General features: G+C 51.9%; 20 protein-coding genes and 1 tRNA gene. 12 read left to right on the top strand and 9 right to left on the bottom strand.

What is annotated here, in order from left to right; all coding sequences use genetic code 11:
- The first annotated feature begins 7 nt into the window (after positions 1-7).
- Complete coding sequence (locus tag AINA4_RS07655; RefSeq protein ID WP_281786841.1) at positions 8-589, top strand: nitroreductase family protein; 582 nt, start codon at positions 8-10, stop codon at positions 587-589.
- Between the two features lie 48 nt (positions 590-637).
- On the opposite strand, the gene AINA4_RS07650 is transcribed toward AINA4_RS07655, so the two are convergent.
- The 4 genes from AINA4_RS07650 to AINA4_RS07635 all read right to left on the bottom strand — a co-directional run bounded on the left by AINA4_RS07650 (position 638) and on the right by AINA4_RS07635 (position 3,824).
- Positions 638-901, bottom strand: a complete 264-nt coding sequence (locus tag AINA4_RS07650) for a hypothetical protein (protein WP_281786840.1) — start codon at positions 899-901, stop codon at positions 638-640.
- An 86-nt stretch (positions 902-987) separates the two neighbouring features.
- A complete protein-coding gene (locus AINA4_RS07645) occupies positions 988-1,350 on the bottom strand; it encodes a TetR/AcrR family transcriptional regulator (RefSeq protein ID WP_281786838.1) in 363 nt (120 codons plus the stop codon).
- 35 nt (positions 1,351-1,385) lie between these two features.
- Entirely contained in the window at positions 1,386-2,432 is a 1,047-nt protein-coding gene (locus AINA4_RS07640; protein WP_281786836.1) for a low specificity L-threonine aldolase, read from the bottom strand.
- A 33-nt stretch (positions 2,433-2,465) separates the two neighbouring features.
- Positions 2,466-3,824: a DUF6421 family protein gene (locus AINA4_RS07635; RefSeq protein ID WP_281786834.1), complete on the bottom strand. Its 1,359-nt coding sequence runs from the start codon at positions 3,822-3,824 to the stop codon at positions 2,466-2,468.
- A 212-nt stretch (positions 3,825-4,036) separates the two neighbouring features.
- Between AINA4_RS07635 and AINA4_RS07630 the strand changes: the two genes are divergently transcribed.
- From AINA4_RS07630 to AINA4_RS07610, 5 genes are all read left to right on the top strand, one after another.
- Positions 4,037-4,744, top strand: coding sequence for an ABC transporter ATP-binding protein (locus AINA4_RS07630; RefSeq protein WP_281786832.1), 708 nt, complete (start codon positions 4,037-4,039; stop codon positions 4,742-4,744).
- 4 nt (positions 4,745-4,748) lie between these two features.
- Positions 4,749-6,038, top strand: a complete 1,290-nt coding sequence (locus AINA4_RS07625) for an ABC transporter permease (RefSeq protein WP_281786830.1) — start codon at positions 4,749-4,751, stop codon at positions 6,036-6,038.
- 15 nt (positions 6,039-6,053) lie between these two features.
- On the top strand, positions 6,054-6,683 hold the full coding sequence (locus AINA4_RS07620) for a TetR/AcrR family transcriptional regulator (protein ID WP_281786828.1): 630 nt from the start codon (positions 6,054-6,056) through the stop codon (positions 6,681-6,683).
- A 29-nt stretch (positions 6,684-6,712) separates the two neighbouring features.
- Positions 6,713-7,546, top strand: a complete 834-nt coding sequence (locus tag AINA4_RS07615; protein WP_281786826.1) for an SDR family NAD(P)-dependent oxidoreductase — start codon at positions 6,713-6,715, stop codon at positions 7,544-7,546.
- Positions 7,547-7,628: 82 nt separating this feature from the next.
- Positions 7,629-8,231 (top strand): hypothetical protein, encoded by a 603-nt coding sequence (locus AINA4_RS07610; protein ID WP_281786824.1) that lies wholly within the window; start codon positions 7,629-7,631, stop codon positions 8,229-8,231.
- Between the two features lie 4 nt (positions 8,232-8,235).
- Here the strand turns inward: AINA4_RS07610 and AINA4_RS07605 are convergent, their stop codons facing one another.
- Both AINA4_RS07605 and AINA4_RS07600 read right to left on the bottom strand, forming a co-directional pair.
- Positions 8,236-8,568 (bottom strand): hypothetical protein, encoded by a 333-nt coding sequence (locus tag AINA4_RS07605; RefSeq protein WP_281786822.1) that lies wholly within the window; start codon positions 8,566-8,568, stop codon positions 8,236-8,238.
- A 4-nt stretch (positions 8,569-8,572) separates the two neighbouring features.
- Entirely contained in the window at positions 8,573-9,406 is an 834-nt protein-coding gene (locus AINA4_RS07600; protein WP_281786820.1) for an exodeoxyribonuclease III, read from the bottom strand.
- Between the two features lie 116 nt (positions 9,407-9,522).
- Here AINA4_RS07600 and AINA4_RS07595 point away from each other — a divergent pair, with 116 nt between their 5' ends.
- From AINA4_RS07595 to AINA4_RS07575, 5 genes are all read left to right on the top strand, one after another.
- A complete protein-coding gene (locus tag AINA4_RS07595) occupies positions 9,523-10,317 on the top strand; it encodes a transglutaminase family protein (RefSeq protein WP_281786818.1) in 795 nt (264 codons plus the stop codon).
- 71 nt (positions 10,318-10,388) lie between these two features.
- Positions 10,389-10,461, top strand: a tRNA-Arg gene (locus tag AINA4_RS07590).
- Between the two features lie 55 nt (positions 10,462-10,516).
- Positions 10,517-11,278, top strand: a complete 762-nt coding sequence (locus tag AINA4_RS07585) for an SDR family oxidoreductase (RefSeq protein ID WP_281786817.1) — start codon at positions 10,517-10,519, stop codon at positions 11,276-11,278.
- Between the two features lie 82 nt (positions 11,279-11,360).
- Complete coding sequence (locus AINA4_RS07580; RefSeq protein WP_281786815.1) at positions 11,361-12,188, top strand: DUF6671 family protein; 828 nt, start codon at positions 11,361-11,363, stop codon at positions 12,186-12,188.
- Positions 12,189-12,208: 20 nt separating this feature from the next.
- A complete protein-coding gene (locus tag AINA4_RS07575) occupies positions 12,209-13,141 on the top strand; it encodes an L-threonylcarbamoyladenylate synthase (protein WP_281786813.1) in 933 nt (310 codons plus the stop codon).
- On the opposite strand, the gene AINA4_RS07570 is transcribed toward AINA4_RS07575, so the two are convergent.
- Both AINA4_RS07570 and AINA4_RS07565 read right to left on the bottom strand, forming a co-directional pair.
- The gene (locus AINA4_RS07570; RefSeq protein WP_281786811.1) at positions 13,138-14,469 is read right to left on the bottom strand and encodes an NAD(P)/FAD-dependent oxidoreductase; all 1,332 of its coding nucleotides are present in this window, start codon (positions 14,467-14,469) and stop codon (positions 13,138-13,140) included. The genes AINA4_RS07575 and AINA4_RS07570 overlap by 4 nt on opposite strands.
- A gap of 8 nt (positions 14,470-14,477) precedes the next feature.
- Positions 14,478-15,977, bottom strand: coding sequence for an APC family permease (locus AINA4_RS07565; RefSeq protein WP_281786809.1), 1,500 nt, complete (start codon positions 15,975-15,977; stop codon positions 14,478-14,480).
- Positions 15,978-16,074: 97 nt separating this feature from the next.
- On the opposite strand from AINA4_RS07565, the gene AINA4_RS07560 reads away from it, so the two are divergent.
- On the top strand, positions 16,075-16,833 hold the full coding sequence (locus tag AINA4_RS07560) for a DUF429 domain-containing protein (RefSeq protein WP_281786808.1): 759 nt from the start codon (positions 16,075-16,077) through the stop codon (positions 16,831-16,833).
- Here AINA4_RS07560 and AINA4_RS07555 read toward each other — a convergent pair.
- On the bottom strand, positions 16,825-18,024 hold the full coding sequence (locus AINA4_RS07555) for an FAD-binding domain-containing protein (protein WP_281786806.1): 1,200 nt from the start codon (positions 18,022-18,024) through the stop codon (positions 16,825-16,827). The genes AINA4_RS07560 and AINA4_RS07555 overlap by 9 nt on opposite strands.
- Between the last annotated feature and the right edge of the window lie 12 nt (positions 18,025-18,036).

Genomic DNA, 18,036 nt, shown 5'->3' with positions numbered 1-18,036 from the left:
GATGAACATGTCACGCACCGCACACACCAGTGTTCCCATTAACCCCGTACTTGCAGCCCGTTGGAGTCCTCGTTCTTACGACACCACCGCAGTGCTGACACAAGCAGACCTCACTCCTGCTTTTGAAGCAGCTCGGTGGTCACCTTCGGCAAACAACAGCCAGCCTTGGCGATTCATAGTTGGTTTCCGCGGCGATGACACCTTCAACAAGATTGTTCCCACCCTTGCAGGCTGGAACACCGCGTGGATGCCCAATGCATCAGCCATCGTTGTTGCTATTGCTCAGACCGCAGGCGCTGATGGAACTCCTAACCCCTACGCAATCTATGACCTGGGTCAGTCTGTTGCCCACTTCTCTATTCAGGCACAAACCGACGGACTCTATGTTCACCAGGTTGCTGGAACAGATGTGAAGGCACTTAAGGAAATCTTTAACCTTCCTGCTGGCTTTGAAGCATTTGTTGCAATTGCTGTAGGCAAGCTTGCTCCAGCAGACTTGCTCCCAGAGCCTCTTGCTGAGCGTGAGACAGCACCTCGTGTTCGTCACGAGCTTGCCGAGATTGTTCGCTACGACGCATTCGAAGACTAAATCTTCAACGAAGAAAGCCCCCGAGAGATCGGGGGCTTTCTTCATTTTCTAAATGGAATTGTTGATGAGTTGAGCTAGTGACTTGGCATTGGTGCAACCAATTACTAGACGATCCCATTTCTCTCCTTCGAGCTCAATGACAACGACTTGGTCTCCCTTACGCCAACTTGCAAAGAGCCTGTCACCGTTTTTTCTAAAGTGGCCTTCTGCTATCAACCCTGGAAAGCCTGTTCCGCCTGACCTGAACCCAAGTCCATGTTGGATAAAACTTGGGTCATCTGTAGCACCACGGACGTGGGAAAGAGGGACCATTATGTTGCCTGACAGTCCACCTACTTTTTCCCAAAAGCTCAGATTTACAATCAAGTGTTCATGGTTGATCGAAATTAGTGACATTGCTATTTCTCCATTCTCTGCAGAAGGTTTTTTCCTAAGTTGAGTGCTAGTGAATCTGAATGATTTGCCAGGATTTTTTGACAAATTTCTTTCGTGGAATCATCTGACAGCGTGAGATCTCGAAGCGCGACTGTCAACAAATCAAGATGGCGTTCGTTATCAACATCGAACGCCGCAGCACATTCTTCAAAGCCAATGAGAAAAATGTTCAATTTTGAACCGAAGGCTTTGTAGAGACTTCCTCTTAGCAATCCTGTTGCTTCAACAAGTTCATCTATAGAGGTAGCGTTGAACCCGTTTTGGGCAAACAAAGACATTGCTTGCTGAACAACTTCGACCTCGTCGAATTTTCTAGGTCTGGCCATACGACCAGAATAAAAATAATTGACTATTTAGTCAATTATTCCAAAACCTTCTTCACTGCCTCAGCGAAATAGTCAATGTCATCTTCTGTGGTGTCCCACGCACACATCCAGCGCACTTCGCCGGTTGCAGGGTTCCAGTCGTAGAAACGGAATTCCTTGCGCAGTTCGTCAGCTACTCCTGGTGGCAAAATGACAAAGACACCATTTGCCTGGGTTTGCTGAGTGAAAGTAATGCCCGGGGTTCCTTCCAGGGCTGAGCGCAAACGCCGAGCCATCTGGTTAGCGTGGTTGGCAAGGTGGTGCCAGAGGTCACCCTCGAGTAATGCAATGAGTTGAGCAGAAGTGAAGCGCATCTTGGATGCCAGCTGCATGTTCATCTTGCGGGAATAGATCAATCCGTCCACGGCGTCAGTGTTGAGCACAACGATTGCTTCGGCGCCCATGAGACCGTTCTTGGTTCCACCAAAACTGAGAATGTCAACGCCAGCATCACGGGTAAACGCACGGAAAGGAACTCCTAAGGAAGCTGCAGCGTTAGAAATGCGCGCACCATCCATGTGCAGTTTCATTCCCATGGAGTGGGTGTGTTCAGCAATCGCTTTCACTTCTTCGGGGGTGTAAACCGTTCCCAGTTCAGTTGACTGGGTAATGGTCACGGCCAGCGGCTGGGCACGGTGCTCATCACCGCGACCGTGAGCCTGCTGGTCAATGAGTTCGGGAGTGAGCTTGCCATCTGGTGTTTCCACCGTGAGCAACTTGATTCCACCCACAGCTTCAGGGGCATTGGATTCGTCATTGTTTACGTGTGCAGTTTGAGCACAAATCACACCACCCCAGCGAGGCAGCAGTGACTGCAGGCTCATCACGTTTGCACCGGTTCCGTTAAATACTGGGAATACCTCGATGCCCATGCCAAAGTGGGTCGTCATGACCTGGTGAAGGTGTTCGGTGTAGACATCCTCGCCATAGGCGATCTGATGTCCACCGTTCACCGCCGAGAGAGCTTCGAGAACTCGGGGGTGAACACCGGCATAGTTATCTGAGGCAAAGCCGCGCCAAGCGGCATCGTGTACTCGCTGCATACTCTTGAGCCTACGCCGTGGGAGGGTCCGCGCCTAAGCGCGGATTCCCTTGGTGGACTCAATTACAGGCGCGATCTTGCGGTGAAGTGCCTCATAGAACATGGACAGTGGGAACTCGTCATCCAGGAGCTGGTCGGTGAGCTCGCCAGGTTCTCCGGCAACAGGAAGAGCATCCGCACCCTTAGCCCAGGTGGAAGCAGGGTGTGGGGTGAGAGTGCTGGCAACCAGTTCATAAGCAGCAAGCCAGTGAGCAATCTTGGGACGGTCAATGGAGCGCCAGTAGAGCTCATCGATTGCGTCACCCAGTTCAACAACGACGTCTGGCAGTGCTGCCCAGTCGATGGAGAGCTTGTTGTTGGTCCAGTGCAGAACTCCGTGCTGGTGCATCCAGGCAAACATGAGCTGACCTGCAACGGCGTCATAGTTACGCTTGCGAGTTCCGGTCATAGCGAAACGGAAGATGCGGTCGAAGACCACAGCGTATTGAACCAGACGTGCGTGGTGACGGGTTTCTGGGTCAGCAGAACCACCGCGTTCGATCTTCACGCACTCACGGAATGCGGTGAGGTCACAACGCAGCTCCTCCAGACCGTAGAGGAAGAAGGGCATACGCTGCTTGATCATGAAGGGGTCGAAAGGGAGGTCACCGCTCATGTGGGTACGGTCGTGAATCAAGTCCCACATAATGAAGGTCTCTTCAGAGAGCTTCTGGTTGGTCAGCAACTCAGCTGCGTCAGCAGGAAGCTCTAGCCCGGTGATCTCAGCAGCGGCTTCGGTCACAACGGCGAAGCGTGCTGCTTCGCGATCCTGGAAGATTGCTCCCCAGGTGAACGCGGGAACTTCACGCATAGCTACCGTCTCGGGGAAGAGCACAGCAGAGTTGGTGTCGTATCCAGGAGTGAAGTCAATAAAACGCAGGGGAACAAACAACTTGTTGCCGTATTCGCCAGCTTCGAGCTCAGCTATGAAGTCTGGCCACATTACTTCGACAAGGACTGCCTCGACGAAGCGGTTGGTGCTTCCGTTCTGTGTGTACATCGGGAAGACAACAAGGTGGCGAACACCGTTGACGCGGTGAGAAGCAGGTGCGAACTCGAGGATGGATGCAAGGAAATCTGGTTCAGCGAAGCCGCCGTCAACCCAGCGACCAAAATCAGCAACGACGGCCTCGAGGTAGGAAGCGTCGTGAGGGAAGGCGGGTGCCAATTCTTGGATGGACTTCACGATTACAGCAACAAGCTCGCGAGCGGCTGCATGGTTGGCAGCATCAGGAATAGAACCGTCCTTAACCTGCAACGCCTGAATGGCGGTTGCTGCTTCTTTGAGCGCAACCCATGCAGGGGTGGTTTCGGTGATGTCTGCTGCGGCTGTGATGTCGAGTACTTGTGTCATACATCCACGGTAACGGAGAATGTGCGCACGTTTCAGCGAAATGTTGCGTGAAAACAGCAAGTTTCAGCGCAAATTTGCATAAATCACGCACAAAAATCAACAAATTGCTATTTCTGAGAAACTGCAGTTAAATATGCAGATACTGCAAATTTAACTTGCAGAGACTGCAAGTTAATCGTATGGTGAGTTAACCCACAGAAAAGGTAGAACTCATGGGAACTAACTTCATCATTGATGCCAGGAACATTTCTAAGTCTTATGGCTCAGGCGCCAATCGTTTCGATGCATTGACCGACGTAACCTTCCAGGTGCAAGATGGAGAATCCGTCGCCATCGTTGGAAAGAGCGGATCTGGAAAGTCAACGCTGATGCACTTAATTGCGTTACTCGACAAACCAGACGCAGGGACAATCCTTGTTGAAGACAAGGACGCGCTTCGAATGAAGCAACGCGAACTCAACAAGTTCAGAAACAAAACCTTCGGTTTCGTTTTCCAGCAATTCTTTCTCACCCCTAACACTTCAGTCCTCGACAATGTTGTGCTTCCGTTGAAGATTGCCGGAATTAAGCGCGCAGAGCGTAAACGCCGTGGAATCGACATCCTTACTCAATTTGAGCTTGAGTCCAAGGTCAACAACAAGGCAACTGCATTATCTGGTGGACAAAAACAACGCGTAGTGATTGCACGTGCGCTGATCAATGAACCATCGGTGATCTTTGCTGATGAGCCAACTGGAAACCTAGACTCTGCAACCGGCGCGGTTGTTGAAGACATTCTGTTTGCACTCAACAAGGAAAAGGGAATCACCCTCGTCATCGTCACACACGATGAGGAGCTCGCAGCCAAGTGTGACCGTCAGGTATTCCTCAAGGACGGTCAGATAGTTCAATCCCTTTCGGCTCCCCAGGTAAAGGCATAAATTTATGAAAACTACAGACTTACTTTCCTCTGCGGTCTCCAACACATTCCGTAGCAAACTCCGAACAACCCTGACAGTGATGGCTCTGTTCATCGGAGCATTCACATTGACGCTCACCACCGCGGTGGGAGCGGGTGTAACCGACTACGTCACAAAACAAGTGGATTCATTGGGCGCTTCGGATGTCTTCATCATTTCAGGACAGGCTCAAGCTTCAAGTAACGACGGTCCTGCCAAATATGATCCGAAGACATCAACAGCTTCAGATGGCACGAATGCCGGCCCCCTCGCCGGGGGAACTGCACTTACAGAAGCAGATATGGAAACCCTCAAGAACACTGCTGGGTTGACTGATGTTTCACCAGTTCGCAGCGTTGCTTTTGATTACATTCAAAATGGCAAGGGAACCAAGTATGAGTTCACTGCTAACCCCGCATCTTCCATCACAAAGGCTGACCTAGTAGCTGGGGAGCAGCTCTCTAGCAGCACTTCAGAGAACCAGGTCATTCTCCCTTCTGACTATGTAGAGCCTCTCGGCTTCTCGGCTGCAGCAGATGCTGTAGGCCAGAAAGTAACACTGGGATTGACGGACATCCTTGGCAAGAAGCACACAGTAGACGCGACAGTGGTGGGCGTAGCACAAAAGAGCCTGCTTGCTTCAGGTGCAGGGATTAACCAAGCACTCACGAATACGGGTGCTGATCTGCAACAAGCAGGAATCAACACCGAGAACCCTCGCTATGTCATCGCAACTGCTCATTTCGATGACACAATGCCACAGGCAGATATCGATGCACTCAAGCAAACTGTCATCGATGAAGGCTTCAGCGTCCAGACCATTCAAGACCAGCTTGGTGTGATCACAACCGTCATCGCGGGAATTGTGGGTGTGCTCAACGCATTCGCGATTATTGCGCTCATTGCAGCTTCCTTCGGGATCATCAACACTCTGTTGATGAGTGTCCAGGAACGAACTCGTGAGATTGGTCTGATGAAGGCAATGGGTATGGGAAGTGGAAAAGTCTTTGCCCTTTTCAGCTTGGAAGCAATCTTCATTGGCTTCCTCGGTAGCGCGCTGGGTGCTGTCGTGGCGGTGGTCTTGGGCACGGGAATCAGTGCCGCACTGGCTGCGGGGCCTCTCGCTGCTCTTCCCGGGCTCAATATCCTCATGTTTGAACCAGCCTCCATCCTTGCGATCATCCTGTTGATCATGACGATTGCATTCCTGTCAGGAACACTTCCTGCGCGGAAGGCTGCAAAACAAAACCCCATCGAATCGCTACGCTACGAGTAGACGAAAGGACATCGCATGACTGGTGAGGGGGAACAGACTCTCCGGCAGCGCCGCATTGCCGCAACAGCACTGAACATCGAAACACAAGCTGTTGCGCTCGCTCTCGAACACGGCCTTGAAAACGTCACAGTAGAGATGATTTGCGAAGCAAGCGAGGTTTCTGCTCGAACCTTCTTCAACTATTTCGGCACCAAAGACAACGCAATACTCGGAAAGTTTGTCCCCGAAATAGATGAGCAAAAGGCACTGGAATTTATTGCCTCTAATGACCCTGACATTTTGTCGGAGGTTATTGGTGTGGTGAAGCTACCGGAAGCATTAATGCAGAATCCTCAGTTAGAACTTCAAAGAATGAAGCTCTTTAACCAAAACCCCCTTCTCATGGCCAAACAAATGGAACGGTTTTCCGCGGTTCCGGCCAAGGTTGAGGAAATTCTGTACCTCAGACTTCGTCGAGATGCAGCATCCGATGAAACAGAAAAACAAACACGTGCTTTCGCTGCCCTGACTGCGGAGCTCATTGCACTTACCTTCCGGCACACGCTTGTGCAAGCGATTCAATCAAATGCAGAACTCAAAGCAATACCCACACCTACTGAAGTTGTGCAGCATCTCAAGCAGTTGATGGCACGCCTCTCTATCTAGTTCATGACTCCTGCTTGTAGATTGTGCTCATGACCTTCAACGTTGCAGGAAGCAGAATTCTCATTACCGGTGCCGCCATGGGTATGGGGCGTCTCTATGCCGAACGAGCAGTAGCCGAAGGCGCTGAGACTGTCATCCTCTGGGATATCAACAAAGAAGCATTAGCCGAAACCACCAAGGCTTTGCGCGTGCATGCGGATAACCATCAAGAGATCGTTCCAATGCTGGTTGATATTGGTGAGCGTACCGCAATCGAAAAAGCGTCAGCAAATGTCATTGCCAATCACGGCGGTGTTGATGTGATCATCAACAATGCTGGTGTTGTTCGGGGTACCTACTTCTGGGAACACGATAACGAGCGTGACACCGAGTTCATTATGAAGATCAATGCCATGGCACCAATGTTCATCACTCACGAATTCCTGACAGGAATGATGGAAGGAAAGCGCCCCTCCAGAATTGTGAACATTGCCTCCGCTGCCGGCACGCTTTCCAATCCCAAGATGAGCGTTTATGCATCGAGCAAGTGGGCATTGATTGGTTGGAGTGATTCCGTTCGACTCGAACTCAAACAACAACACATTGACAACATCAAAGTCACGACGGTCTGCCCTAGCTATATCGCCACCGGCATGTTTGAAGGAGTCAAGGGTCCGTTGATGACACCCATCATGCAACCGGATTATGTGGTGAACAAAGTCTGGAAAGCCATGCTCGCGGGCAAGCCCATGTTGATGTTGCCATGGACGGTGCACCTCTCGAAGGTTCTCAAGGGAATTCTTCCGCAACGGTGGTTTGATGCCATCGCAGACAACATCTTTGGTGTCTACAACACCATGGATAAATTCACTGGCCGGAAGTAAATAGGAGCCTCACCACCCATTCCTCAGAATTCTCTGAGCTTTCGCTGGGTATCCTTAAATCAAGGAAACGTGGGAGAAACGCATGGCTGGCTGGCGCATCTGGCGCAAGGACGCATCCATTGATGAACCCTCCCCGGAAATTCTCGAAAGCATTAACACTTCTGCTGACGATGGATTTGCTATGGCTCGATTGGGCGCCATCATGGCAATAAAAAACAAGATTCTTGTTCAAGCCATCACTCAGCCGGATGCATTTGACGCGAGCATTTATCTTGCCCCAGCACGTGATGTGATTATGACTTTAGCTGTCGAGTCTCTCGAAACTGCATCCATCGTTTCTGCCGACCTCAAGCGTGCCCGCAAACTTCGCGGTGAAGCAATGTCGCGCGATGATTACCGTCGTGGGGACGTGAACAATCTCACCATTCGATTGGGTTCACTTGAGCACGTTGCACAACGACTAAAAGACAAGCTTCAGGATGAACAGTGGCTTCGTGAACTCATCACTGAAGCGCATGGTCTTGCCTGGGCTGAACTGTCCCGAGAGATGGAGCGCAATCTCGACCGCAAAGAAGTGATCGAGTTTGGTGATGAGAACTACGAGCAGGAGCGATCTGATCGACTCCGCCAGTTCATCAACCTTGATTTAGCCAAGCTGATTGAAGAGCAAACACCCGAGTATTAGTCGGTTACTTTAGCGACACAGTAATGAAGGTGATTGCTAACCCAAGCATGAACGCTCCGTAGGTGCCACCCAGGCCAATGAGTGCGAAGGCTACAGCATCCTGCTTCTTCACCAGTTTGATGACCGTGAACACGATGCCGGTGAGTGTGACCAAGGTCGGACCGGCAACGGCGATGTAGTAACCCAGAGTGAATACAGCCATGTTGCAGGTATCTGGACTGCAACTATCACTGACCATGGCCAGCATCAACGCAGGAACGAAAAGCACGAGGTCGCTGAGCACGGCAACCACCAGCAAGACGATGCTGGTTATGTTTGAGCCTCTAGTTGCAGTCATATCTCTACCAAATCATGGGACGGTCGTCTTCGTCGCCGTCGAGCACTAAGTCAACCACGACGGGGACGTGGTCGCTAGGACCATCACCTTTTCTTTCATCCCGAGCAATGTGAGCACTGTCGACCATGTCAGCAAACGCTGGTGAGCCCAATATGAAATCGATCCGCATGCCTTCGTTGCGGGGGAAGCGCAGCTGCTTGTAATCCCAGTAGGTGTAGCCCTCTGGAATGAGTGGACGCACTACGTCTTTCAGGCCAACCGCTTCAAAAGCAAAGAAAGCTTCACGCTCAGGAGGGGAGACGTGGGTGCTACCTGCAAATTCCGAGATATCCCACACGTCGTGATCATAAGGAACAACATTCCAGTCACCAAGTAAAGCCAGAGGCATGTCTGGTGATTCGGCCAACCAGCCTGCCGTGTCCCGGGCTAGCCCGCGTAACCACTCAAGTTTGTATGAGTAGTGGGGGTGGTCAAGCTCACGACCATTAGGAACATACAAACTCCACACGCGCACCCCATTAACGGTGGCGGCAATCGCACGCGCTTCCAGCGGAGCGTTGCCGTCAGCGTCCGGTTCCCCAAACCCAGGTTGCGAAGGGAATGTAATTTGGACATCTTCCAGTGGCAGACGTGAAGCTATGGCGACGCCATTCCACTGGTTCAAGCCATGCAGAACAACCTCATAACCTGCTGCAGTGAACGCGTCATAGGGGAATTGGTTGTCTCGGCATTTGATCTCTTGCATGCACAGGACGTCGATATCCTCACGAATCAGATAGTCCGTTACTCGTTCAACACGAGCACGAATAGAGTTCACGTTCCAAGTGGCAATGCGCATACATCTAAGGTATCGAACAGTCGAACAGGGCGGTTCTGTGCAGAAGGTATTCTGAATATTCTCGGGTGGAAGCCGGGCTCTTGTTATTCCGTCTACGAAACCGGACACTTATATCCATGCGGTCTTCAGCGTCAGCACACATCGTGCTCCATGCAAAAGCCTCTGCTCGCTTGATTTTCTCCATTGCCGTTTCGGATAAACAGCACGCCGAGGAAACCTTCGTCGTTCGTCAAGATGAGGTAGAAATTCCTGTACGTGAGTTGCTTGATGAGCACGGCACTCGACTGCACGTCGCGGATGTCAGTTCAGGAAGAGTAAGCGTTGGATATGACGCCACCATTTCAGGAACTTCAGCAACTCCTCCAATTCAAGAAGCTGATCTCATTCGTTATCTGAGGCAAAGCCGATACTGCGAATCTGACCAACTGGGAAATGTTGCCCGCGCTGAATTTGGAGACCTGCACGGAATCGAACTTGTTCAAGAAATACGAAACTGGGTTCACCAGCAACTCAGCTATGTGCCCGGAACGAGCCGTTCTTCAGACGGAGCATTACACACCTTGATTTCTCGACATGGGGTTTGTCGAGACTTCGCTCACTTGAACATTGCGTTATTGAGGGCAATGGATATTCCAGCTCGTTTGGTCTCAACCTATGCACCAGGTGTAACTCCCATGGATTTCCACGCAGTTACCGAAGCATTTATCGATGGTTCATGGCATGTCTTTGATTCGACAGGTCGAGCACCCAGACAAACGCTGATGCGTATCGCGACTGGCCGCGATGCTGCTGATACAGCATGGTTGACAGCAATTGGAGGCCAGGTGAACTTCGGTTCGTTAACAGTCAATGCTCAAACAGAAGGCCTCCCAGTCGACGATCACCTTGCTTTGGTAAATCTTTCTGCATAGTGAGTTCATCTCACACGAATTTTTCAGCACTGCTGATGCCCTGCTATGCTTGCTCAGTTGGTTTCAACACTGCGCCCGTAGCTCAACGGATAGAGCATCTGACTACGGATCAGAAGGTTGGGGGTTCGAATCCCTCCGGGCGCACATATTTCGACCCACTACGGTGGGTCTTTTTTATTCCCCCTGTTAGCCTTGGGCAATGTATGAATTCAAGGGAATGACTGCCCTCATAACCGGGGCTAGTTCTGGAATGGGTGCTGAATACGCACGTGAACTTGCCACACAGGGAAGCAACCTCATTCTCGTTGCTCGCAGACTTGATCGTTTGCAAGATCTCGCGACAGAGTTGAATAGCAGGTTCGGGGTCTCTGTCACCTGTTTGGATCGTGATCTCTCTGTTACGGGTGCAGGACGTTCATTGGTTGCGGAGCTACATTCTCAAGGAACAGTTGTTGATGTCCTCATCAACAACGCGGGCTTTGGAACAAGCGGTTCTGTTGCAGAACAGGACCCTGACGCAGTCGTCAACGAACTCAATGTCAATGTGGTGACGGTGACTGAACTCACTACCGGATTGCTTCCCGGAATGCTCAAGCGCGATCGCGGAGTCATTATCAACATGGCCTCTTTGGCCGCGTTCCAGGCCCGAGCTAACCATGCACTGTATTCGGCAACGAAAGCCTACGTTCTGTCCTTCACAGAAGCACTGTGGGCAGAGACCATCTCGACCAATGTTCGAGTCACGGCAGTGTGCCCTGGTCCGATTGCCACAGAGTTCTTCAGCGTTGCGGGAACAACTCCTCCTGGCAAGCCGATGGATGTTGCCGTCCCCATCAAGGCTGCCCTTGCTGCTATTGATGCGCGTAAGCCATTCGTCATTGTTGCGAAGCCAGGAATGAGAATTGCTTCCAAGCTCATCAGAATGCTTCCGGCACGCATTGCGCTCAGGATGGGCAAATAGCCCATTATCTAGAGCTCAACAAAGCTCACCATTTCTGGTTTTCCAGTTTTCTTTCAATTCGGGATTCTAGACTTCTTTCATCATGTCGAAAAGAATTGCCTTGGCAACAAAGCACGGGAAACTCGCAAAGATTGCCCCTGCTTTTGAAGCAGTCCCTGAATGGGAGCTCACCTTGGCAGAGATTGACACAGATGAGTTCGGAACGTTCAGCGGTGAAATTCCTCGCACGCTCAGCCCTCGCGATGCCGCTATTGCTAAGGCGCGGGCTGGAGCTAAATTGCTGGGCACAGACTACGGACTCGCAAGTGAAGGAAGCATCGGTTCCCATCCGCAACTACCCTGGGTCACCTCAGATCATGAACTCCTCGCCTTGGTGTGTGTGAGTAAAGATTTTGTCATTGTAGAAAGCCATCTTTCTGCTGATATTCGTGCATACAAAGAAGAAGTGAATGACAACACAGACCTTGAGGAACTTGCCACTCGTCTTGATTTGCCCGAGCACGCAGCAAACATTCTTTATTACCTGGACACAGAATTAATCGTTCTGAAAGGTATTCACGACCCGGAGAAATTCATTGCGGAATTGAACACCTTAAGAGAAGCCTCAGTTCAGAATCTGCGCGTCGAAAGTGACTTCCGAGCGATGAGCTCGCCGTCTCGGCAGCGCAACATCAGCGCGTGTGCTGAGAAACTTGTGACGCGGATATCCACCAGATGCGTCGGCTGCAATGAGATTGGCTGGGGCAAAGTCGGTTATGAATATGGCCTTCCTTGCAGTGGGTGTGGCCAAATGGTTGCTTCAGTGCCCCACTCGGAAAAGTTTGGTTGTGTCGCGTGTGACTATTCTGAAGTTGTCTCACTTGGACAACACAGCATTGACCCTGCACGCTGTGATTTCTGTAACCCTTAGAGCCTCAACCAGGATCGAATGTGACCTCAGCTGATATTGCTCGAGCTGCTACTGCGCTGAAGCAGGGATGGCTCGTAGCTTTCCCCACCGAGACCGTGTACGGTCTCGGTGCTGATGCAGAAAATCCTGAAGCGGTTGCAAGAATTTACCGCGCCAAGGGGCGCCCAGCAGACCACCCATTGATCGTGCACATCAGCACAGCAGAGTTGGTTGACCAGTGGGCTCGTGAAGTTCCTGATTATGCCCGCACCCTCGCGCGCGATTTCTGGCCTGGCCCCATGACGCTTATCCTCTCCCGGTCAACCCGAGCCGGCGACTTTGTCACTGGCGGTCAAAACACCGTGGGACTCAGAGTTCCCAATAATGAGATTGCTCGTGAACTTCTGGGAGAGTTTGTGTACCTCGGTGGTTTCGGTGTTGCCGCACCGAGTGCAAACCGGTTTGGAAAAGTCTCTCCCACGACCGCTGCTGCGGTGAGAGAAGAGTTGAATGACTATCTCGACTCTTCAGACATTGTTCTAGACGGTGAGCAGTCTGAGGTGGGAATTGAATCCACCATTATTGACTGCACCTCAGAAGCTCCCCGCATTCTTCGCCCTGGTGCCATCACGCAAGAGATGATTGAGCGCTCAACTGGATTGCGAGTAAAGAACGCTGACACATCCATTCGGGTGAGCGGGTCACTGGATTCTCACTACGCCCCACGGGCCAAGGTGGTCTTGAACGAACAGCCTCTAGCCGGAGACGGATTCATTGCTCTGAGCTCAGTGGTGACTCCAGAGGGAGTCGTGCGCCTTGCTGAACCTCGGACCAACATCGAATATGCCAAGCAGCTTTACTCGGCATTAAGAAAAGCAGATGAAATGGGCCTTTCTCGAGTGGTCGCCATCACGCCAGAAGGTGACGATATCGCTTTAGCTATTGTCGATCGGCTAAAGCGGGCCAGCTTCTAAAGACCAGACCACAGACCGCTGATGTTGATCTGCTTCCCTAGAACATTCTGGGCTGCACGATGTCCGGACATCAGTGCTGCCGTGACTGTTGCAGGGTCATCACGCCAGGTGGCCTCGCCAGCTATGTGAAGAACACCTCCAACTGGTGTAGCAAGGATGTCGTGTTCTGAGGTGTCAGCACCCACGGTCAAATAGGAATAGGCACCTCGTGCAAAAGGATCATCTTTCCAGGCCGTGCGGTGAATCGTGTGAGGAAGAGACACGTCATCGCCGTAGATTTCTCGCAGCGACTTCGTAATCAGCCCAGCTACCTCGGTATCTGAGAGGTGTCGCGTTTCAATGGCGCACGGTCCGGCAGCAAAAGTCAGTAGTGCGGGCGTGCCATGAAGACTGGTGAGGTCATACCAGGAGTGCCACCAGTCACCGGCAGCTCCTTGCCGGCGGAAGGCATAAATGTCCTCGTCCCAGAACCGGGTGTCATAACGAAGGATGACTTTTTCAAAATCATTCATACGGAAACTGTTCACAGCATGGTGAACCTCAGCAGGCAGCTCTGGTTCAATGCGGAAGTCATCGGAGTGTAATACTCCGATGGGAGCCGTGATGATGACTTGATCGGCGCTGAAGTCACCCTGATCGCTGTGAACGGTAACTCCATCACCGTTCCATGTCACGCCAGTGACCGTGTGGTTCAGGCGCACATCAATACCAGCTGCCAAGCCATGAGCGAGGACGTCATACCCTTCGGGGAAAACGACTTCGTCGCCGTCAACTTCCTCGTTATCAAGACCATGCGCATCGATCAGAGTGAAGTGGGCTCCATCTTGTTCTTCGGTTCGATGCTGCATGTATTCGCGCACACGTTGTGAGCGCTCCTTATCCCACCCGATGTTCTCCAGAGCACGATCGACCGCCTGGGCATAAGAACTTCTTGAAGGGATGGTCTCGATGACTCCTGCGAGGACGGTGTCGAAATAGTGAATGTCTTCTGTGAAAGCACGTGCTTGTTCCAGACTGAGGCGCTTTCCTTCGGGATCGAAGTACACAATTGGCCTGCCGTCCGGCTGAAAACTTCCGACCGTAAATTCAATCATGGGCATTCCCAGCGCAGCACACATCCGCTCAACAGGGCTGTCCTCAATGCCATGAATCCAGGACGCCCCTAAATCGGTGACGTAGCCATCGCGATGTTCAGAGTGAAGCCGGCCACCAAGACGATCTCGTGCTTCAAGCACCATCACTGTGTTGCCGTGCAGGTGAAGCAGGCGCGCTGCCGTGAGGCCTGATACCCCGGCGCCAATAACGAGAGTCTTGACGTGCGCAGTCATGTCAGTTCTCACACATCTGGAACCAAGACAGGGGTGTCCCGGTTGAGGCTTTGGCGTTGGAAGAAGGGCTGAGAGCCTGGACGCAACCTCCATAGGCCCATCAGCACAAAGCCAAGCAGGATGGCGCCAACTCCAATGACGAAGGAACCGCCAACACCTAAAAGGACGGTGTAGCCGTAGTCGACATTGATCATGTCAAACGCGGACTGAATGAACGCGTAGGTCAACAGCAGCCCACCCAGCAGCGGGAAGATGCCACGCATCCAGAGGTTGCGTGCGCTCTCGCGCAGTGTCTTCCGGAAATACCAGAACGCAGAGAAACTCGTAATGGCGTAGTAGAAGGCAATGGCAAGACCCATCGAGGACAGTGAGTCAGCGAGCATATCCGTGGAGAGGAACGACATCACAACGTAGTAGGCGATTGCTGCCACTCCCATGACTACCGTGGAGAACCATGGAGTTTTGAAGCTGGGGTGAATCTGAGCAAACTTTGCAGGCAGAGCTTTATAGACAGCCATCGATAGCGTTCCACGAGCGGTTGGCAAGATAGTGGTTTGAGTTGAGGAGGCAGCAGAGATCATGACCGCCAGGATGAGCAGCCAACCCCACTGACCAAAGAATGTGTCTCGAAGGACGGTGAAGACGTCATCGAGATTGTCGGGGTTTGCTAAACCAAAGCCTGTCTCCCCGAAACCAGAAAACATCATGACGGCAATAGTGACACCGACATATACAACGATGAGAATGACAATCGTCATCAATGCAGCACGTCCAGGGGTTTTCTTGGGGTTACGGGTCTCTTCGTTGAGTGCAAGACAGGTGTCCCAGCCCCAATAGATAAAGAGTGCTAGAAGCACGGCCTGCATAAATCCAGACCAAGACCCGAGTTCTGCAGGGTTAAACCATGACCAAGAGAAGTTCACAGAGTCCGCATTTGCGCCGGAGGTCGCATTGATAAATGCCAGAACTCCAAAGGCAACTAAGAGCCCCATCTGGAAAACCATGAGAACGGTTTGCATGCGCTCGCCGACTTGGAGTCCAAGAACACTGATCGCGGTCATCAGCGCAATGAATGCCACAGCGGTCCACACCACAATCACAGGATCTTCGGCAAACCCGGTGTTGCCCACGAGGTACCAGAAGTAAATCGCGGTGACCTCACTCACATTCGCCAACACCATCACGCTGGCAACAGCTAATGCCCAGCCACCAATCCATCCGGTAACCGGACCGAAAGCTTTGGCTCCCCAAACAAATGTTGTGCCACAGTCAGGCATTTCTCGGTTGAGTTCTTGGTACGCAAAGGCTGCAAAAATCATGGGGATGGCAGCAATGATGAACACCAATGGTGCTTGTGCACCGACGGCAAGAACCACGTAACCCAGTGTTGCCGCTAACGAATACAGCGGAGCAGTGGAGGCAAGACCAATGACGGTAGATCCGAATACTCCGAGGGTATTCGCCTGTAGTCCCTTGCCCGACGAAGGTGCCTGAGTGGGTGCGCTCATAGGGGATCCTCTCCAACGCTGCAGATGTCTTCATGCTAACCGAATCAACTGGGCCTCTCCATCAACTTCCTCGTCGCAAGATGAATAGGCTTACTTCATGTTCACTGCCGGAGTTGACCTCGCTGCGGAGCCCAAGGGCACCGCAGCGGCTGTGATCGAATGGTCCGCAGAAACTGCTGTGATCCGCGAGTTGCATCTTGGGGTGAGCGATGACGTCATTGTTGACGTCGCAGGCCGTGTGAACAAAATGGGCATCGATTGTGCACTGGGCTGGCCGAAAGAATTTATCCAATTTCTCACGGCGCAACAGTCTCTGCACGCGAAGAAAATAGATTTTGACGGTGGAATGGATTGGCGCAGACGGTTGGCATACCGGGAGACCGATCGCCACGTTCGTAGCGTTACCGGCCGGTGGCCGCTGAGTGTGGCAACCGATCGACTTGGTCTCACAGCAATGAGGTGTGCGGGTCTGCTGTCCAAGGTGTCTGCATCGGGCATCACGATTGATCGCACCGGCGCAGGGTTAGTCGCGGAGGTCTATCCCGGAGCGGCGCTGAGGTTGTGGGGTTTCGATACGACCGGCTACCGAGTATCTGAGCACAAACGCGAAGAGCTTCTAAAGCTCATCTGTGACGAGGCGCCTTGGCTCGATTTGGGAGACCACAGGATAGTGATGGTGAAATCCTGTGACGCCTTCGATGCAGTGATTGCCGCACTTGCCACCTACGCAGTTGAAACGGGAAGATACGTCAAGCCGACAGGGCAGCAGCGAAAGTTTGCTCAAACCGAAGGCTGGATTGCTCTGCCTCAAGGAACCCTCGGGGAATTGATCTTGGGATCATCGGCATTAGCCTGAAAAATGTTTTCGCCAAGAAGAGAAACTGCGCACTGAATTCGCGTGAGGTTTTCTGAACCACGGATAAGGGTGTATTTCTGCAAGATTGGTGAACTTTCGGAAAGAAGGCACTGGAGCAAATGTGACTGCGACAGGATTTTGCTCAGCAAATTCATACGGATTTCCGAGTAGTACCCTCACATCTCTGCGCTGAGACAGATCTTGAAGTGTTTGAAGATAGAAACTAATACGCATGGAACTGAGCTGTAACTTTTTCAAAGCGCCCTCGTTAAAAACAAACACCACAGGCAATTCAGGGTGTGCTGATAATGCTGGGTCTGCGTCTCCAAGGGAATCAACTGTGAGGAGTACAAGCCCAGGCTTCTCATGATTAGTCGGTGTTAGTGGGCCGATAGTTGCATCTAAGTGTGGGTCAAAATCCAGAAGCGGTTCGTTTGTGAGTTGCCGCGGGAATGTTTCGTCAGGAAAGCTCTTGATCGGGCACTTCGTTCTCAGCGCACACGAGGCGCACAAACCGGGTGCTCGTTTTTCAACTTGCCATTGGGCAAAGCCATATGGTTTGCCCGTTCCAGCGCCCACTGTCCACTGCCACCCCAGAAGATTTGCTGCACGAGAACCATCAATTAATTCTCTATACATGAGCTCTTGCCCGTGTAGCCATCCGACGTTTTTTCTTACCGTCCATTCAGACGCCAACCACATCCTGGTTTGATTGACGAGCCACCCATCGTCATTGAGCTCAGAGAGCACTGTGTCAACACACAGCATCTCTCGATTCCAGCCCTCGCCAGCTGAGTCTCTATTCGCTTCGAAGCGAAGATTCTCGAATAACCGTGTTCCTATGCGGGCGTAGAGGTGACGGGCATATTCCTGCCAAAAAAGCTCGTCTCTGAATTTCTTCCTATCTTGAAATGGGGCATCCTTAACAGCCTTGTAGACCTGGCTTAGAGTAATCAGATTGTGACGGATATAGGGAGAGAGAACGCTTGCGCCTCTGTTTCTCCGGGGCAAAACTTCAGAACGTTGACGGGCATAGTTTGTAACGTCTAGCTGGGCCAATGCCGCGTCTGCTGCTGATTGCCCGCCTGGGATTGAGCTGACCTTGAGAGCACCCGAATAGAGTCCTGCGAAATTTTTTTCAACGATTTCTAATACATCACCGGAAATGTCGAGTTCCTGGAAGTTCCTCATAACTCACTCAAC

Source organism: Aurantimicrobium sp. INA4 (assembly GCF_027924525.1).
GTDB lineage: Bacteria > Actinomycetota > Actinomycetes > Actinomycetales > Microbacteriaceae > Aurantimicrobium.
This window is presented reverse-complemented; position numbering and strand designations above follow the sequence as displayed.

What these genes read in the sequence shown, in the direction of transcription:
- AINA4_RS07595 (WP_281786818.1), top strand. Translation starts at nt 9,523, where the DNA reads ATGCGGTCTTCAGCGTCAGCACACATCGTGCTCCATGCAAAAGCCTCT.
- AINA4_RS07635 (WP_281786834.1), bottom strand. Translation starts at nt 3,824, where the DNA reads ATGACACAAGTACTCGACATCACAGCCGCAGCAGACATCACCGAAACC.
- AINA4_RS07565 (WP_281786809.1), bottom strand. Translation starts at nt 15,977, where the DNA reads ATGAGCGCACCCACTCAGGCACCTTCGTCGGGCAAGGGACTACAGGCG.
- AINA4_RS07610 (WP_281786824.1), top strand. Translation starts at nt 7,629, where the DNA reads ATGGCTGGCTGGCGCATCTGGCGCAAGGACGCATCCATTGATGAACCC.
- AINA4_RS07555 (WP_281786806.1), bottom strand. Translation starts at nt 18,024, where the DNA reads ATGAGGAACTTCCAGGAACTCGACATTTCCGGTGATGTATTAGAAATC.
- AINA4_RS07615 (WP_281786826.1), top strand. Translation starts at nt 6,713, where the DNA reads ATGACCTTCAACGTTGCAGGAAGCAGAATTCTCATTACCGGTGCCGCC.
- AINA4_RS07630 (WP_281786832.1), top strand. Translation starts at nt 4,037, where the DNA reads ATGGGAACTAACTTCATCATTGATGCCAGGAACATTTCTAAGTCTTAT.
- AINA4_RS07640 (WP_281786836.1), bottom strand. Translation starts at nt 2,432, where the DNA reads ATGCAGCGAGTACACGATGCCGCTTGGCGCGGCTTTGCCTCAGATAAC.
- AINA4_RS07605 (WP_281786822.1), bottom strand. Translation starts at nt 8,568, where the DNA reads ATGACTGCAACTAGAGGCTCAAACATAACCAGCATCGTCTTGCTGGTG.
- AINA4_RS07620 (WP_281786828.1), top strand. Translation starts at nt 6,054, where the DNA reads ATGACTGGTGAGGGGGAACAGACTCTCCGGCAGCGCCGCATTGCCGCA.
- AINA4_RS07570 (WP_281786811.1), bottom strand. Translation starts at nt 14,469, where the DNA reads ATGACTGCGCACGTCAAGACTCTCGTTATTGGCGCCGGGGTATCAGGC.
- AINA4_RS07650 (WP_281786840.1), bottom strand. Translation starts at nt 901, where the DNA reads ATGGTCCCTCTTTCCCACGTCCGTGGTGCTACAGATGACCCAAGTTTT.
- AINA4_RS07655 (WP_281786841.1), top strand. Translation starts at nt 8, where the DNA reads ATGTCACGCACCGCACACACCAGTGTTCCCATTAACCCCGTACTTGCA.
- AINA4_RS07580 (WP_281786815.1), top strand. Translation starts at nt 11,361, where the DNA reads ATGTCGAAAAGAATTGCCTTGGCAACAAAGCACGGGAAACTCGCAAAG.
- AINA4_RS07560 (WP_281786808.1), top strand. Translation starts at nt 16,075, where the DNA reads ATGTTCACTGCCGGAGTTGACCTCGCTGCGGAGCCCAAGGGCACCGCA.
- AINA4_RS07585 (WP_281786817.1), top strand. Translation starts at nt 10,517, where the DNA reads ATGTATGAATTCAAGGGAATGACTGCCCTCATAACCGGGGCTAGTTCT.
- AINA4_RS07600 (WP_281786820.1), bottom strand. Translation starts at nt 9,406, where the DNA reads ATGCGCATTGCCACTTGGAACGTGAACTCTATTCGTGCTCGTGTTGAA.
- AINA4_RS07625 (WP_281786830.1), top strand. Translation starts at nt 4,749, where the DNA reads ATGAAAACTACAGACTTACTTTCCTCTGCGGTCTCCAACACATTCCGT.
- AINA4_RS07645 (WP_281786838.1), bottom strand. Translation starts at nt 1,350, where the DNA reads ATGGCCAGACCTAGAAAATTCGACGAGGTCGAAGTTGTTCAGCAAGCA.